15 protein-coding genes and 1 pseudogene are annotated in these 15,679 nt (G+C 67.9%); 7 read left to right on the forward strand and 9 right to left on the reverse strand.

Annotated features, from left to right (window positions below):
- The first annotated feature begins 43 nt into the window (after positions 1-43).
- Complete coding sequence (gene trxB / locus ACH4FH_RS04145; RefSeq protein WP_398554176.1) at positions 44-1,015, forward strand: thioredoxin-disulfide reductase; 972 nt, start codon at positions 44-46, stop codon at positions 1,013-1,015.
- Between the two features lie 48 nt (positions 1,016-1,063).
- The gene (gene trxA / locus ACH4FH_RS04150; RefSeq protein WP_030075727.1) at positions 1,064-1,390 is read left to right on the forward strand and encodes a thioredoxin; all 327 of its coding nucleotides are present in this window, start codon (positions 1,064-1,066) and stop codon (positions 1,388-1,390) included.
- 81 nt (positions 1,391-1,471) lie between these two features.
- Here the strand turns inward: trxA and ACH4FH_RS04155 are convergent, their stop codons facing one another.
- The 9 genes and pseudogenes from ACH4FH_RS04155 to rpmH form a co-directional block, all read right to left on the reverse strand.
- The gene (locus ACH4FH_RS04155; protein WP_398554177.1) at positions 1,472-2,089 is read right to left on the reverse strand and encodes a GNAT family N-acetyltransferase; all 618 of its coding nucleotides are present in this window, start codon (positions 2,087-2,089) and stop codon (positions 1,472-1,474) included.
- A gap of 309 nt (positions 2,090-2,398) precedes the next feature.
- Positions 2,399-3,499: a ParB/RepB/Spo0J family partition protein gene (locus ACH4FH_RS04160; RefSeq protein ID WP_398554178.1), complete on the reverse strand. Its 1,101-nt coding sequence runs from the start codon at positions 3,497-3,499 to the stop codon at positions 2,399-2,401.
- On the reverse strand, positions 3,496-4,566 hold the full coding sequence (locus ACH4FH_RS04165; RefSeq protein WP_398554403.1) for an AAA family ATPase: 1,071 nt from the start codon (positions 4,564-4,566) through the stop codon (positions 3,496-3,498). The genes ACH4FH_RS04160 and ACH4FH_RS04165 overlap by 4 nt, the downstream gene beginning before the upstream one ends.
- Positions 4,567-4,872: 306 nt before the next feature.
- The gene (rsmG, locus tag ACH4FH_RS04170; protein ID WP_398554179.1) at positions 4,873-5,598 is read right to left on the reverse strand and encodes a 16S rRNA (guanine(527)-N(7))-methyltransferase RsmG; all 726 of its coding nucleotides are present in this window, start codon (positions 5,596-5,598) and stop codon (positions 4,873-4,875) included.
- Between the two features lie 135 nt (positions 5,599-5,733).
- Positions 5,734-6,201, reverse strand: coding sequence for a R3H domain-containing nucleic acid-binding protein (locus tag ACH4FH_RS04175; RefSeq protein ID WP_283781230.1), 468 nt, complete (start codon positions 6,199-6,201; stop codon positions 5,734-5,736).
- A 53-nt stretch (positions 6,202-6,254) separates the two neighbouring features.
- Positions 6,255-7,421 (reverse strand): membrane protein insertase YidC, encoded by a 1,167-nt coding sequence (gene yidC / locus ACH4FH_RS04180; RefSeq protein ID WP_398554180.1) that lies wholly within the window; start codon positions 7,419-7,421, stop codon positions 6,255-6,257.
- 3 nt (positions 7,422-7,424) lie between these two features.
- On the reverse strand, positions 7,425-7,742 hold the full coding sequence (yidD, locus tag ACH4FH_RS04185) for a membrane protein insertion efficiency factor YidD (RefSeq protein ID WP_398554181.1): 318 nt from the start codon (positions 7,740-7,742) through the stop codon (positions 7,425-7,427).
- 62 nt (positions 7,743-7,804) lie between these two features.
- Positions 7,805-8,173: pseudogene (gene rnpA / locus ACH4FH_RS04190) on the reverse strand (ribonuclease P protein component); the annotation flags it as partial.
- Between the two features lie 23 nt (positions 8,174-8,196).
- On the reverse strand, positions 8,197-8,334 hold the full coding sequence (rpmH, locus tag ACH4FH_RS04195) for a 50S ribosomal protein L34 (RefSeq protein WP_030354375.1): 138 nt from the start codon (positions 8,332-8,334) through the stop codon (positions 8,197-8,199).
- Between the two features lie 376 nt (positions 8,335-8,710).
- Between rpmH and dnaA the strand changes: the two genes are divergently transcribed.
- The 5 genes from dnaA to ACH4FH_RS04220 all read left to right on the forward strand — a co-directional run bounded on the left by dnaA (position 8,711) and on the right by ACH4FH_RS04220 (position 15,519).
- The gene (gene dnaA / locus ACH4FH_RS04200; RefSeq protein ID WP_398554182.1) at positions 8,711-10,636 is read left to right on the forward strand and encodes a chromosomal replication initiator protein DnaA; all 1,926 of its coding nucleotides are present in this window, start codon (positions 8,711-8,713) and stop codon (positions 10,634-10,636) included.
- 943 nt (positions 10,637-11,579) lie between these two features.
- On the forward strand, positions 11,580-12,710 hold the full coding sequence (dnaN, locus tag ACH4FH_RS04205) for a DNA polymerase III subunit beta (protein WP_398554183.1): 1,131 nt from the start codon (positions 11,580-11,582) through the stop codon (positions 12,708-12,710).
- A gap of 159 nt (positions 12,711-12,869) precedes the next feature.
- Complete coding sequence (gene gnd / locus ACH4FH_RS04210) at positions 12,870-13,748, forward strand: phosphogluconate dehydrogenase (NAD(+)-dependent, decarboxylating) (RefSeq protein ID WP_398554184.1); 879 nt, start codon at positions 12,870-12,872, stop codon at positions 13,746-13,748.
- Positions 13,749-13,828: 80 nt separating this feature from the next.
- Positions 13,829-14,965, forward strand: a complete 1,137-nt coding sequence (recF, locus tag ACH4FH_RS04215; RefSeq protein ID WP_398554185.1) for a DNA replication/repair protein RecF — start codon at positions 13,829-13,831, stop codon at positions 14,963-14,965.
- Entirely contained in the window at positions 14,962-15,519 is a 558-nt protein-coding gene (locus tag ACH4FH_RS04220) for a DUF721 domain-containing protein (RefSeq protein ID WP_398554186.1), read from the forward strand. The genes recF and ACH4FH_RS04220 overlap by 4 nt, the downstream gene beginning before the upstream one ends.
- Positions 15,520-15,679: the final 160 nt, after the last annotated feature.

The raw sequence follows: 15,679 nt of genomic DNA on the forward strand, positions 1-15,679 counted from the left end.
AGACAGCCCCATCAAGCAGTCGGCAGAGACAAGGAAGACACCCGTGAGCGACGTCCGCAACGTGATCATCATCGGCTCCGGGCCCGCGGGCTATACGGCAGCGCTCTACACCGCCCGCGCGTCCCTGAAGCCGCTGGTCTTCGAAGGTGCTGTCACCGCCGGAGGCGCGTTGATGAACACCACCGACGTGGAGAACTTCCCCGGGTTCCGCGAGGGCATCATGGGTCCCGACCTGATGGACAACATGCGCGCCCAGGCCGAGCGCTTCGGCGCCGAGCTTGTGCCGGACGACATCGTCTCGGTCGACCTCTCCGAAGAGATCAAGACCGTCACGGACACCGCGGGAACGGTTCACCGCGCCAAGACCGTCATCGTCACCACCGGCTCTCAGCACCGCAAGCTCGGTCTGCCCCGCGAGGACGAGCTGTCCGGCCGCGGCGTTTCCTGGTGTGCCACGTGCGACGGGTTCTTCTTCAAGGACCAGGACATCGCCGTGATCGGTGGTGGCGACACCGCGATGGAGGAGGCCACCTTCCTCTCCCGCTTCGCCAAGTCCGTCACGATCGTCCACCGCCGCGACACCCTGCGAGCGAGCAAGGCGATGCAGGAGCGTGCCTTCGCCGACCCGAAGATCAAGTTCGTGTGGGACAGCGAGGTCGCGGCGATCCAGGGCGAGAACAAGCTCTCCGGCCTGACCCTCCGCAACCTCAAGTCCGGCGAGACCGCCGAGCTGCCGGTGACCGGCCTGTTCATCGCGATCGGCCACGACCCGCGCACCGAGCTGTTCAAGGGCCAGCTGAACCTGGACGACGACGGCTACCTCACGGTCGAGGCGCCCAGCACGCGTACGAACCTGGAGGGCGTCTTCGCGGCCGGTGACGTGGTCGACCACACCTACCGTCAGGCGATCACCGCGGCCGGCACCGGCTGCTCGGCCGCCCTCGACGCCGAGCGGTTCCTCGCCGCGCTGACGGACAGCGAGTCCCCCGAGCCGGAGAAGACTCCTTCCGCCTGATCCCGGACCTCCCCAGCTTTTTCACCACCCACCAGTAAGGAGATTGCCATGGCCGGCGCCACGGTGACCGTGACGGACGACAACTTCGAAGAGGTCGTCCTCAAGAGCGACAAGCCCGTACTCGTCGACTTCTGGGCCACCTGGTGCGGTCCGTGCCGCCAGGTCGCCCCGTCCTTGGAGGCCATTGCCGCCGAGCACGACGAGATCGTCATCGCCAAGCTGAACACCGACGAGAACCCGGCGACCACCGCCAAGTACGGCGTCATGTCGATCCCGACCATGAACGTCTACCAGGGCGGCGAGGTCGTGAAGACCATCGTGGGTGCCAAGCCGAAGGCCGCGATCGAGCGGGACCTGTCGGACTACCTCGCCTGAGTCACGCGTCACGTTTCACGGGAAACGGGCCCGCCCCTTCATGAGGGGCGGGCCCGTTTCTTCGTTCCATCGCGCCATTCGCTACAGCGGTCGGAGGGCAGGTTCCTTCTGGACGGCCCCCAGCAAACGGTCGAGGGCCAGCTCCACGTCTTCCTTCCACGAGATCGTCGCTCGCAGCTCCAGCCGAAGCCGTGGGAAGCGTGGATGGGGCCGTACGGTCTTGAAGCCGACCGCCAGCAGATGATCGGCGGGCAGCACGCAGGCCGGCTCGGTCCAGCGAGCGTCCCCGAAGGCCTCGATGGCTTTGAAGCCCCGCTGAATGAGGTCCTTGGCGACGGTCTGCACCATCACGCGGCCGAGACCCTGGCCCTGGTACTCGGGTAGCAGCGACGCGGTGAGCAGTTGCACCGCGTCCGGAGACACCGGGCTGGTGGGAAACGCCGTGGACCGCGGCACATAGGCCGGAGGGGCGTACATCACGAAGCCTGCAGGCTCATCGTCGACGTAGACGACGCGTCCGCAGGATCCCCACTCCAGCAGCACCGCCGAGATCCAGGCTTCCTTTTCCAGTTCGGGTCGGCCCGCCTTTACTGCGGCTTCGCCGCTGACGGGGTCGAGTTCCCAAAAGACGCATGAGCGGCAGCGCTTTGGGAGATCCGGAAGGTTGTCCAGCGTGAGCGGTACGAGTCGACGGCCCATGAAGCCAGGTCCTCACTTCCCTCGCCCGCCGCACCTCGAAGCGTCGTCAGCGACGCCTGCTCTCTGAGCAGACCCCCGACAAACCCTCCCACCGCTGCGAGGCCGAAACCTACGGCCAACAGTCCGGTGCGGCTCACCGATCGCATGGCCTCTCCTCGATCTGAGGTATTTTCTCCGTGGATGGGCGCCATACCCGATCGCATCGTATCCACCCTTTACGGGCACCGGTACCGCCAGAGAGCAAAGGGCGGGCCGTGTTCCGGTATGAACTCCGGAACACGGCCCGCCCTGAAGCAGCAAGCGGTGAGCTCACGCCTCGCCGTCGATCTCCTCGGCCAGCGACTTCCCCAGTACGCGCCCCTCGCCGGGAGCGAGGCTGCCGAGGATGCGCTCGAGATCGTCTATCGAAGCGAACTCGACGACGATCTTTCCCTTCTTCTGCCCCAGGTCCACCTTCACCCGGGTCTCGAAACGATCCGAGAGGCGGGAGGCCAAATCGGTGAGAGCGGGCGACACCCGGTTACCTGCCCTGGGCCCCTTCGCCTTGCTCGCGCTCTTGGGGTTCGACCCCATCAGCGTCACGATCTCCTCGACCGAACGCACCGACAGCCCCTCCGCCACGATGCGGCGCGCGAGGTGGTCCTGCTCCTCCGGGTCGTCCACCGAGAGCAGAGCACGCGCATGCCCCGCGGAGAGCACACCCGCAGCAAGCCGCGACTGAACGGACGGAGAGAGCTTCAGCAGACGCAAGGTGTTGGAGACCTGCGGGCGCGATCGCCCGATGCGGTCGGCCAACTCGTCATGCGTGCACTTGAAGTCCTTCAACAGCTGGTCGTAGGCCGCTGCCTCTTCCAGCGGGTTGAGCTGCGCCCGGTGGAGGTTCTCCAGGAGTGCATCGAGCAGCAGCTTGTCGTCGTCCGTGGCTCGGACGATGGCGGGGATCTTCTCCAGGCCGGCCTCACGGCAGGCGCGCCAGCGACGCTCACCCATGATGAGCTCATAGCGCTCCGGTGCGGTCTGACGTACCACCACCGGCTGGAGCAGGCCCACCTCCTGAATGGAGGTGACCAGTTCCGCGAGGGCGTCTTCGTCGAAGACCTCACGCGGCTGCCGGGGGTTCGGGGTGATCGCGTCGAGGGGAACCTCGGCGAAATGCGCGCCGGCGACCTCCGATGCCGTCTCGCTCGACGTCCCCTGCTCCGGCAGTTCCTCCGTTTCACGGGAAACACCGTGTGCCGAAATTCCAGCGACCTTCGCCGCTGCGACGCCCCGCTCCGGAGACAAGACCGGTACGGCCGTCGGTGACGTCGCTCCTCGACCCACCACAGGCCCGGCCTGGTCCGTGCTCTGCGGTGCCGCGGGGATCAGCGCACCGAGCCCACGGCCCAGTCCTCTACGTCGTTCACTCACTGAGTCCCCTCCGACATGCTGTGCTGTGCTTCGTAGTTGACGCTGAGGCCTTGGCCCCCGGTCTGGGGAGCCCCGCGCATCGCGATCTCTCGGGCCGCTTCGAGGTACGAGAGCGATCCACTGGATCCCGGGTCATAGGTGAGCACTGTCTGCCCATAGCTCGGCGCCTCTGAGATGCGCACGGAGCGGGGGATGCTCGTACGGAGCACCTCGTTTCCGAAGTGGCTACGCACTTCGTCGGCGACCTGGGAGGCCAGCCGGGTGCGTCCGTCGTACATGGTGAGCAGGATGGTCGAGACATGAAGCTTGGGGTTGAGATGACCCCGCACGAGGTCCACGTTACGCAGGAGCTGCCCCAGCCCCTCCAGCGCGTAGTACTCGCACTGAATCGGGATGAGCACCTCGGCGCCCGCGACCAATGCGTTGACCGTCAGCAAGCCCAGCGAGGGAGGGCAGTCGATGAGGATGTAATCCAGTGGCTGCTCGTACGCCTGGATGGCGCGATCCAGGCGACTCTCGCGTGCCACCAGCGAGACCAGCTCGATCTCCGCGCCGGCAAGGTCGATGGTGGCGGGCGCGCAGAACAGGCCCTCCACATCAACCACTGGCTGCACCACGTCCGAGAGTGGCCTGCTCTCCACCAGGACGTCATAGATGGACGGGACTTCGGCGTGGTGGTCGATCCCCAACGCCGTCGACGCATTGCCCTGGGGATCGAGGTCGATCACCAGAACCCGTGCCCCATGCAGGGCGAGGGAGGCCGCCAGGTTCACCGTGGTCGTCGTCTTCCCGACCCCGCCCTTCTGGTTGGCCACCACCATGACCCGGGTCTGCTCAGGTCGTGGCAGCCCCTCGCCCGCCCGGCCGAGTGCCTCCACCGCCAGCTGAGCGGCACGACCGATCGGGGTGTCGTCCATCGGGGGCGGCGTTTCACGTGAAACGTCGTCCCCGAACGACTCGCTGCGGGGACCGGGGACCGGATCGGTCATCGGTCCCGCGATGTTGGCGTCGGACCGCACGGATTCACTCTCCTCGACATCAGGCTCGCAATGTGCAGAGCCTGCCATGCTTTCGGTGTCGTGAACCAGTGAGGTCCGTTCTCCTGTGGATGAATCCACTTCTGTGGATACTTCCCTGACCCTCGTGGGCTTACGGTCACGCGGCGCGGCAGCCGCCCGACCACGACTGATAATCCCTTGCAGCAGAGAACGACGTTTCACGTGAAACACGATGCCAGCGTCGCGCCCGATTAAGCCGCGACACTCCGCCTTGTCCCGTTTTGATAGCGTTTGAGTAATTCACAGCTCGCGCCGTGCGACTGACGCCACACCCATCACAGCGGTGCCGGCCAGCACCTTTCCGGCATTCGAGCCTCAGCGGCGGCGCCCTCTCGACGCACGGCTGACTCGTGCGGCCTTCGCCCGCTTGGCGGCAAAGCGCACACCACCCGGGCTCTCGCCCACCTCGACCCGGACCACCGTCGACGGCGGATCCACGATGCCCTCACCGACGTGCACCACCGAGGTCTCCACCACACCGAGCTTACTGAGGGCGGCTCGCGCCCCCTTGAGCTCTTCCTCGGCGGCATCGCCCTTGAGTGCCAGCATCTCGCCGTAGGGACGCAGCAGGGGAACGCCCCAGCCGGCCAGACGATCGAGCGGGGCGACGGCCCGCGCTGTCACCACATGCACCTGAGGAAGCTTGCCCATGACCTCTTCGGCTCGCCCCCGGACCACCGTCACATGATCCAACCCCAGCAGCTCGACAACTTCCTGCAGGAAGTTGGTCCGCCGCAGCAACGGCTCCAGGAGCATGATCTTCAGGTCCGGTCGCACCAGAGCCAGCGGAATGCCGGGCAGACCGGCTCCCGAGCCCACGTCACAGACCGAGACGCCCTCGGGCACGACCTCGGAGAGGACCGCGCAGTTCAGCAGGTGCCGCTCCCACAGCCGGGGCACCTCACGCGGGCCGATGAGCCCTCGCCTCACCCCCGCGTCCGCCAGCAGCTCGCCGTACCGCACGGCCTCCGCAAAGCGCTCACCGAATACCTCCTGCGCCGCCTTCGGCGCGGGAGGGAGCTCCGCTGCTTCCTCCGTCACGGGAACCGCCCCTTCCACTGGACTGCTTTTGCTGCCGGGAGCCCGGGTTACGCCCCGGGATAACACAGAACGCTGACAAGATTTGGCCCCGCCTGCGAGCAGACGGGGCCAAAGACAATCTGGAGCGCTGAGAGGTCAGGCCGGGAGGACGACCACTCGGCGCTGCGGCTCCTCGCCCTCGGACTCGCTGCGCAGTCCGGCCGCCGCCACGGCGTCGTGGACCACCTTGCGCTCGAAGGGCGTCATCGGGTCGAGCTTCACGGGCTCACCGGTGCCCTTGGCTTCCTCGGCCGCCTTCGCGCCGATCTCCGCCAGCTCCTCGCGCTTCCGCGCCCGGAAGCCGGCGATGTCCAGCATCAGACGGCTGCGGTCGCCCGTCTCTCGGTGCACAGCGAGCCGGGTGAGCTCCTGCAGCGCCTCCAGCACCTCACCGTCCCGGCCCACCAGCTTCTGCAGGTCCCGGCTGGTCGAGTCGCTGATGATCGACACAGCGGCACGGTCGGCCTCGACATCCATGTCGATGTCGCCATCGAGGTCGGCGATGTCCAGCAGACCCTCGAGGTAGTCGGCCGCGATCTCGCCTTCCTGCTCCAGGCGACTCATGGTGTCGGTGCCCTTGGTGGCAGGGGTCGTGTCCGTCACGAAAGGACTCCTTCTTACTTCTTGGACGGGTGCTTGGGGCGCTGCTGGCCCTTGCGCTGTCCGGACTTGGCGTTACCGGAGCCGGAAGCGGAGCTGCCCTTCGCGGGGGTGCCGCCCTTCGACTCGCTGTCCTGCGCGGTGCTGCCCTGCGGGGCCTTCTTCTCCAGCGACTGCTTCTTCGAAGCACCCGATCCCTGCGCACCGGCCCGCGTACGGCCCTGCGCTCCGGCGCTCGACGTGCCCGTGCCGGCGGTGTGGTGGCGCTTGGACTTCGGCTGACGCTTGGGCTGCTGGCGGTTCTGGCGCGCCTCCTCGACGGCCTTCTTCGCCTCGACCTCGGCCGGGTCCTCGACCAGCTTGCCCTTGGCACGCAGGCGGTCCTGGCGCTCCGTGAAGGCCTTGCTGCCGGGGGTGGGGTTACGGCGGATGACGAACATCTGCTGGCCCATGGTCCACACGTTGGTGGTCAGCCAGTAGACGAGGACACCGACGGGGAAGTTGATGCCGAAGACGGCGAACATGATGGGGAAGACGTACATCAGCATCTTCTGCTGCTGCATGAACGGCGTCTTCACCGTGAGGTCGACGTTCTTCGTCATCAGCTGGCGCTGCGTGTAGAACTGCGACGCCGACATCAGAACGATCATGATGATCGTGACGACCCGGACGTCGACCAGCGAAGCACCCAGGCTCTGGATCTTCTCGGCGCTGTCCAGGAACTTCGCGGCCAGCGGTGCGCCGAAGATGTGAGCCTTCTGCGCGCTCTCCAGCAGTGGCTGGTCGATGACGCCGACGGTCTTGTTCTGGGCGATGTGGTTCAGGACCTGGTACAGGGAGATGAAGAACGGCGACTGCGCCAAGATCGGAAGACAGCTCGAGAGCGGGTTGGTGCCCGTCTCCTTGTAGAGCTTCATCATCTCTTCGGACTGGCGCTGCTTATCGCTCTTGTATCGCTCCTGGATCGCCTTCATCTTCGGCTGGAGCGCCTGCATGTTCCGCGTTGCCTTGATCTGCTTCACGAAGAGCGGGATCAGGCAGATACGGATCAGTACCACCAGCGAGACGATGGACAGACCCCACGCCGCGCCACTGTCCTTGTCAAAGATGAGGCTGTAGAACGAGTGGAACTGGACGATGATCCAGGAAACAGCGATATAGAGGGGACCGAGGATCGTGTCCACGAATCAGGCTCCTTGGGCGTTGGGCTGAGTCTCGGGCTGGGCGACAGGCTCAGGGACGGTGGGCCCGCCCAGGCGGCTCCTCAGCCGCTGATGCCAAACCGGACGCTTCCGGGGAGGGACGTGGTCGACGCCACCGAGCGACCACGGGTTGCACCGCAGGATGCGCCAGGCTGTCAGCGCAGTCCCTTTCACCGCACCGTGCCGGTCGATGGCGGTGAAGCCATAGTGCGAACACGACGGGTAGTACTTGCAGACCGGGCCCAGCAGCGGGCTGATGGTCCACTGATACAGCTTGATCAAAAGCAGCAGCGGGTACTTCACTGTGCGCTCCCTCCCGGGTCCCGACCGGGGTTCCGGGGGGCGTCCCCCGGGGGATTGCAGCCTCTCGGCACCCCTCCCAGCAGCCGCTGAAGGGCGGCATCCAGGTCGCGGGCCAGCTGTTCGTGGTCCGCCTCACCCGCGCCGGGCAGGGCCCGTACGACAACCAGGCTACCGGCGGGAAGCCGGTCCAGCCGGTCGCGCATGAGGTGACGCAGTCGGCGCTTGACCTTGTTGCGGACAACGGCAACGCCAACGGCCTTGCTCACGACGAAACCCGCACGCGTCGGGGGAACACGTTCCCCCGACGCGTGCGGGTCCGTTGAACCGCTACGAAAATGAACGACAAGGAGCGGGCGCCCGGCCCTGCGTCCCCGGCGTACCGCGGTCGCAAAGTCCTCGCGCCGCCTCAGCCGATGTTCGGTAGGCAGCACGTCATGGACCTAGGTCAGGCTGCTCAGGCCGACAGGCGGGCGCGACCCTTGCCACGGCGGGTCGCCAGAATGGCGCGACCGGCGCGGGTCCGCATGCGCAGACGGAAGCCATGGGTCTTCGCGCGGCGGCGGTTGTTCGGCTGGAAGGTGCGCTTGCTCACTCGGGGGCTCCAGGAATGCTTGTTGTCTCGGGAGAGACAGATGTGGGGCGTCGACTGGCTGTCACCGTGCGCCCACGAGTAGCTCGCAACGCCTAAGTGCACCGCTACACGATCACTAGAGCGCGATCTTTGCCCATCGGAGGCAGGCGGCAGCAGCCATCGACAACTCGACCTGTGCACGGTACGCGCGGCTGCGCCATCCGGTCAAACCGGCTCCGGACACCCTCCAACAGGCCCTTGTCAGGACACACTATGCACAGCCTGTGGACAACAACTTGAATCCCCAGGCCCGGCCTGACTACCGTGGCCGAACTCCGATTCATTCCCGCCCGTCCTGAGAATCACACATTCGCGGGACTGTGAGAGAGCGTGCCCTGTGGCTGATGTCCCTGCCGATCTTGCCGCAGTGTGGCCGCGCGTACTCGACCACCTCCTGCGAGCGGAGGCCGACGGCCTCAAGCCGAAGGACCAGGACTGGCTCAAGCGCACCCAGCCGCTGGCGCTGGTCGCCGACACCGCGCTGCTCGCCGTCCCCAACGAATTCGCCAAGGGCGTGCTCGAAGGGCGACTGGCGCCGCTGATCGGGGAAGCCCTCAGCCATGAGTGCGGACGGCCGATCCGGATCGCGATCACCGTGGACGACTCCGCAGAGGAGCCGCCGGCGCAGTCCGGGTCCGCTGCGCCTCAGCAGCACCAGCAGGCGCAGCACCAGTCCCAGCAGCACCCGCAACATCAGCAGCAGCATCAGTCGCAGCAACAGCACGATGCGTACGACGGCTATGACGGCCGGCACGACAACCGCCATGACAGCCGGCAGGGATACGGACGTCAGGGCGACGATCTGCCCAGCGTCCGGCCCGCCTACCCGGATTACCAGCAGCACCAGCAGCCCCGGCACGAGCCCGGCTCCTGGCCGCAGCACTCCTCCGGCATGGGCGGCGGCCCTCGCGACGACTACGGCGGCTGGCAGCAGCAGCGGCTGGGCGGATTCCCCGAGCGCGACCCCTACGCCTCGCCGCCCCCCTCGCACATACAGCACCAGCAGCATCAGTCGCAGAACGACTACCGCTCGCAGGGCCCCGACCGCTCCGGGCCTCCGCAGCACTCCGACGGCCCGCGCTCCCCCTATGATCAGCCGCGCCGCGACCTCTCCGAGCACCAGGGCCACAACGGGCGCCCCGGCGGCCCGGGGTCCGGACTGCCGGCTCCCAGTGGTGCGCCCAGCCCGCTCGCCGCGCAGCCCGCGCCCGCGACCGGTCCCGGAGAGCCGACCGCCCGGCTGAATCCGAAGTACCTCTTCGACACCTTCGTCATCGGTGCCTCGAACCGCTTCGCGCACGCCGCCGCGGTCGCCGTTGCCGAGGCTCCGGCGAAGGCCTACAACCCGCTGTTCATCTACGGCGAGTCCGGCCTGGGCAAGACGCACCTGCTGCATGCGATCGGGCACTACGCGCGGAGCCTGTATCCGGGCACCCGGGTGCGGTACGTGAGCTCGGAGGAGTTCACCAACGAGTTCATCAACTCCATCCGCGACGGCAAGGCGGACGCGTTCCGCAAGCGGTACCGCGACATGGACATCCTGCTCGTCGACGACATCCAGTTCCTGGCGAGCAAGGAGTCGACGCAGGAGGAGTTCTTCCACACCTTCAACACGCTGCACAACGCGAACAAGCAGATCGTGCTCTCCAGTGACCGGCCGCCCAAGCAGCTGGTCACCCTGGAGGACCGGCTGCGCAACCGCTTCGAGTGGGGTCTGATCACGGACGTCCAGCCGCCCGAGCTGGAGACCCGGATCGCGATCCTCCGCAAGAAGGCGGTGCAGGAGCAGCTGAACGCGCCCCCCGAGGTGCTGGAGTTCATCGCCTCGCGGATCTCGCGCAACATCCGCGAGCTGGAGGGGGCGCTGATCCGGGTCACGGCGTTCGCGTCCCTCAACCGGCAGCCGGTGGACCTGGGGCTGACGGAGATCGTGCTGAAGGACCTGATCCCCGGTGGCGAGGACGCCGCGCCGGAGATCACCGCGACCGCGATCATGGCGGCGACAGCCGACTACTTCGGTTTGACCGTCGACGACCTGTGCGGCTCCTCCCGCAGCCGGGTGCTGGTGACGGCCCGGCAGATCGCGATGTATCTGTGCCGTGAGCTGACGGATCTCTCACTGCCGAAGATCGGTGCGCAGTTCGGCGGCCGCGACCACACGACCGTGATGCACGCGGACCGCAAGATCCGCGCGTTGATGGCGGAGCGGCGCTCCATCTACAACCAGGTCACCGAGCTCACCAACCGCATCAAGAACGGCTGAGGGGGGCCGGCGCCACCCGCCGGCCGCCAGAGGCGCGCCCAGGGCGCTCAGGGACTCGTTCCCGGGGCGCCCTTCGTCGTACGGGCCTGTGCGTGGGCGTACCGCAGCGGTCCGCGGAGCGGTCAGGGAGCGTCTCCGGCACCTCTGCGCCGCCCCGAACCGCTCTCGAAGTCGTCCCGAACCTGTGGAAGCGCACCGCCGCTGTTCGATTCCGTGCCGGGTCACGGCCTCCCTCCACAGATTGGGCAAGAATCTTCCCTCCACACCCTGGGGAGGGGAAAGTTATCCCTGTGGGATCCACAGGCAGGTGTCCTGACGGGGCATCGGGCAAGGTCAGCAGCATGTGGATTTGTGGCCAACCTTGATCCACAGGCTGTGGACGAAGAATCCGTCCACAGGGGGAGGATCGGCTTGTCCACCGGCTGCCCACAGGCAGGGCGGTGTTGTCCCCAGCTTCTCCACACCCCTGTCCACTGTTCGGCAACACAACACCCCCTCTCACCGGGCCGAGTGAAAGCGGTCACACCAAGGTGGTGGGTTGGGCTGTGGGGAACGTGGGTAAACCTGGGGACGGCGCTGGGGAGAAGTACCCCTCGCCTGTGCATCGGGTGTGCAGAACTTTCGGCGGTCCACAGAACCGCCCGCTTATCCACGACCGCCACCCACAGGGCCGGTGGACAAAAAATCCGTGTTGACCTGCGCAAAGGCAGTTGTCCACGGTTTCCACAGCCCCTACTACTACGACCACGGATATCTACCGGGGAACTCGCTTCGAAACGGGGCCTGTGCACAAGTTGGCCAGGGAGCGTCCCGGACGGGTCGAGTCGACTTGACCCCGAGCCGCACCGACTGTCGGTGGCGTACGTCAGACTGGTCTCCGGCAACTCAGCCGACGACGAAAGCCAGCAGGGCGAGAGCCAGCAACAGCAGGAGGCGGTTTCCGGTGAAGATCCGGGTGGAGCGCGATGTACTCGCGGAGGCGGTGGCCTGGGCGGCCAAGAGCCTCCCGGCCCGTCCGCCGGTGCCCGTCCTCGCGGGCCTGCTGCTGAAGGCGGAGGAAGGCACCCTGAGCCTGTCGGGCTTCGACTACGAGGTCTCGGCGCGGGTCTCGGTGGATGCCGAGGTCGACGAGGAGGGCACCGTCCTGGTCTCCGGCCGGTTGCTCGCCGACATCTGCCGTGCCCTCCCCAACCGCCCGGTGGAGATTTCCACCGACGGTGTACGCGTGACCGTCGTCTGCGGCTCCTCCCGGTTCACCCTCCACACCCTGCCGGTGGAGGAGTACCCGACCCTGCCGACGATGCCCACCGCCACCGGCACGGTGCCCGGTGAGGTCTTCGCCGCCGCCGCCGCCCAGGTGGCCATCGCCGCCGGCCGTGACGACACCCTGCCGGTGCTCACCGGTGTGCGGATCGAGATCGAGGGCGACACCGTCACCCTCGCCTCCACCGACCGCTACCGCTTCGCCGTCCGCGAGTTCCTGTGGAAGCCGGAGAACGCCGACGCCTCCGCGGTCGCGCTGGTGCCCGCCAAGACCCTGCTGGACACCGCGAAGTCGCTGAGCAGCGGCGACACCGTGACGCTGGCGCTGTCCGGCTCGGGTGCCGGTGAGGGGCTGATCGGTTTCGAGGGCGCCGGACGGCGGACGACGACGCGTCTGCTGGAGGGCGACCTTCCGAAGTACCGCACCCTCTTCCCGACCGAGTTCAACTCGATCGCCGTGATCGAGACCGCCCCGTTCGTCGAGGCCGTCAAGCGTGTGGCGCTGGTGGCCGAGCGGAACACCCCGGTGCGGCTGAGCTTCGAGCAGGGTGTGCTCATCCTGGAGGCCGGTTCCAGCGACGATGCACAGGCTGTGGAGCGGGTGGACGCGGAGCTGGACGGCGACGACATCTCGATCGCGTTCAACCCGGGCTTCCTCCTGGAGGGCCTGTCGGCCATCGATTCCCCGGTGGCCCAGCTGTCCTTCACGACGTCCACCAAGCCCGCGCTGCTGAGCGGCCGGCCCGCCAAGGACGCCGAGGCGGACGACGCGTACAAGTACCTGATCATGCCGGTGCGACTGTCCGGCTGAACCGGTCGGCAGCGTGGTCCGGCCGGCTCGGTGGAGCCCTTGGGGCGACTGGCCGACGGGGTTCTGATGAGCGGCTGAGCCCACAGGTGTGCACGCACCTGCGGGCGTAGGCTCGGACCGGGTACGAACAGCAACGACTACGTGCAAAGAGGGTCTTTGATGGAGCTCGGTCTCGTCGGTCTCGGCAAGATGGGCGGCAACATGCGCGAGCGCATCCGCCGCGCAGGCCACACCGTCATCGGATACGACCGCAACCCCGACCTGGCCGATGTGGACAGCCTCCAGGAGCTTGTGGGCAAGCTCAAGGGTCCGCGAGTGGTCTGGGTCATGGTGCCGGCCGGTGCCGCCACCCAGGCCACGGTCGACGAGCTGGCCGAGCTGCTCTCGCCGGGCGACATCGTCGTGGACGGCGGCAACTCGCGCTGGACCGACGACGAGAAGCACGCCGAGGAGCTCAAGGCCAAGGGCATCGGCTTCGTCGACTGCGGCGTCTCCGGCGGTGTCTGGGGCCTGGAGAACGGCTACGCGCTGATGTACGGCGGCGACCAGGACGACGTCGCCAAGGTGCAGCCGATCTTCGACGCGCTCAAGCCCGAGGGTGAGTTCGGCTCGGTGCACGCGGGCAAGGTCGGCGCGGGTCACTTCGCGAAGATGGTCCACAACGGCATCGAGTACGCGATGATGCAGGCCTACGCCGAGGGCTGGGAGCTGCTGGAGAAGGTCGACTCCGTCACGGACGTGCGCGAGGTCTTCCGCTCCTGGCAGGAGGGCACGGTCATCCGCTCCTGGCTGCTCGACCTCGCCGTCAACGCGCTGGACGACGACGAGCACCTGGAGAAGCTGCGCGGGTTCGCCGCCGACTCCGGTGAGGGCCGCTGGACGGTCGAGGCCGCGATCGACAACTCCGTCCCGCTGCCGGCGATCACCGCCTCGCTCTTCGCCCGCTTCGCGTCCCGTCAGGACGACTCTCCGCAGATGAAGATGATCGCCGCGCTGCGCAACCAGTTCGGCGGCCACGCGGTCGAGAACAAGAAGTAGCAGATCGTTTCACGCAGCAAGACAGTACGCAGCAAGCAGTACACGGCAGTTCAGCAGCCGGGGGAGGTCGGCGAGTAGCTATGCACGTAGCGCATCTGTCGCTCGCCGACTTCCGCTCGTACGCCCGGGTCGAGGTCCCGCTCGACCCGGGCGTCACGGCGTTCGTGGGCCCCAACGGCCAGGGCAAGACCAATCTGGTCGAGGCCATCGGCTATCTCGCGTCGCTCGGCAGCCACCGCGTCTCCTCCGATGCTCCGCTGGTGCGGATGGGAGCCGAGCGGGCGATCATCCGGGCTGCCGTCGTCCAGGGCGAGCGGCAGCAGCTGGTGGAGCTCGAACTCAACCCGGGCAAGGCGAACCGCGCCAGGATCAACCGGTCGTCGCAGGTCAGGCCGCGCGATGTGCTGGGAATCGTCCGGACGGTGCTGTTCGCGCCGGAGGATCTGGCGCTCGTCAAGGGCGATCCCGGTGAGCGCCGGCGGTTCCTGGACGAGCTGATCACCGCGCGCTCGCCGCGGATGGGCGGGGTGCGCTCGGACTACGACCGGGTGCTCAAGCAGCGCAACACCCTCCTCAAGACGGCGGCGCTGGCCAGACGGCACGGCGGACGGCAGATGGATCTGTCGACGCTGGACGTGTGGGACCAGCACCTCGCGCGGGTGGGCGCGGAGCTGCTGGCGCAGCGGCTGGACCTGATCGCCGCGCTGCGGCCGCTGGCGGACAAGGCGTACGAACAGCTGGCGCCCGGTGGCGGGCCGCTGGCGCTGGAGTACCGCGGGTCGGCGGGCGAGTCGATGGCCGACGCGACGACCCGCGAGGAGCTGTACGGCGTGCTCCTGGCGGCGCTGGGCGAGGCCCGTAAGAACGAGATCGAGCGGGGCGTGACGCTGGTCGGCCCGCACCGCGACGACCTGGTGCTGAAGCTGGGGGAGCTGCCGGCGAAGGGATACGCCAGCCATGGCGAGTCCTGGTCCTACGCGCTGGCGCTGCGGCTCGCGTCGTACGACCTGCTCAGCTCGGAGGGCAACGAGCCGGTGCTGGTGCTCGACGATGTCTTCGCGGAGCTGGACGCGCGGCGCCGCGAGCGGCTCGCCGAGCTGGTGGCGCCGGGCGAGCAGGTGCTGGTGACGGCTGCGGTGGACGACGACGTGCCGGGGGTGCTGGCCGGCGCGCGGTTCGCGGTCGCCGACGGCAGTGCGACGCGGGTGACGCGGTGAGCGGCGAGGAGCTGCCCGAGCGCGGGGAGCCGGGTGCCGAGGTGCCCAAGCCGCCGGAGCTGTCCGGAGTGGATCTGGCCCGCCAGGCGCTGGTGGCGGCCAAGGAGCAGGCGCGGGCGCGGGGCGCAGCCGCGCAGCAGAAGAAGCAGGCCAGACGCGGTGGGCTGCGCTCCGGCGCGCGTGCGGACGGCCGGGATCCGCTGCCGCTGGGGGCGGCGATCAACCGGCTGATCACCGAGCGCGGCTGGGAGACCCCGGCGGCGGTCGGCGGCGTGATGGGGCGCTGGCCGCAGATGGTGGGCCCCGAGGTGGCGCAGCACTGCGAGCCGCAGAAGTACGACGAGGATGCCCGGGTGCTGACCGTGCAGTGCGACTCCACGGCGTGGGCGACGCAGCTGCGGCTGCTGGCGCCGCAGCTGGTGGCGCGGCTGAACCAGGATCTCGGCCAGGGGACCGTCAAGCTGATCAAGGTGCTGGGGCCCGGCGGCCCCGCGCGGCGCTACGGCCCGCTGCGCGCGCCAGGCAGCAAGGGCCCGGGCGACACCTACGGCTGAGCCACCTGACAGACCTGATCACCGTTGTCCACGGGAGTGTCGGGTGAGACCCCGCTCACCGTAGTCGGAGGTTGACAGTCCGAAGCGCTGAGTGCCCGCGTGAGCGTCCTGGGGCCCCTTCTCGAATATGGGGAGTCGGCGGACGTCAGTTCAGGGCGGC

The sequence above is a fragment of the Streptomyces sp. NPDC017993 genome (assembly GCF_044328065.1).
Taxonomy (GTDB): domain Bacteria; phylum Actinomycetota; class Actinomycetes; order Streptomycetales; family Streptomycetaceae; genus Streptomyces.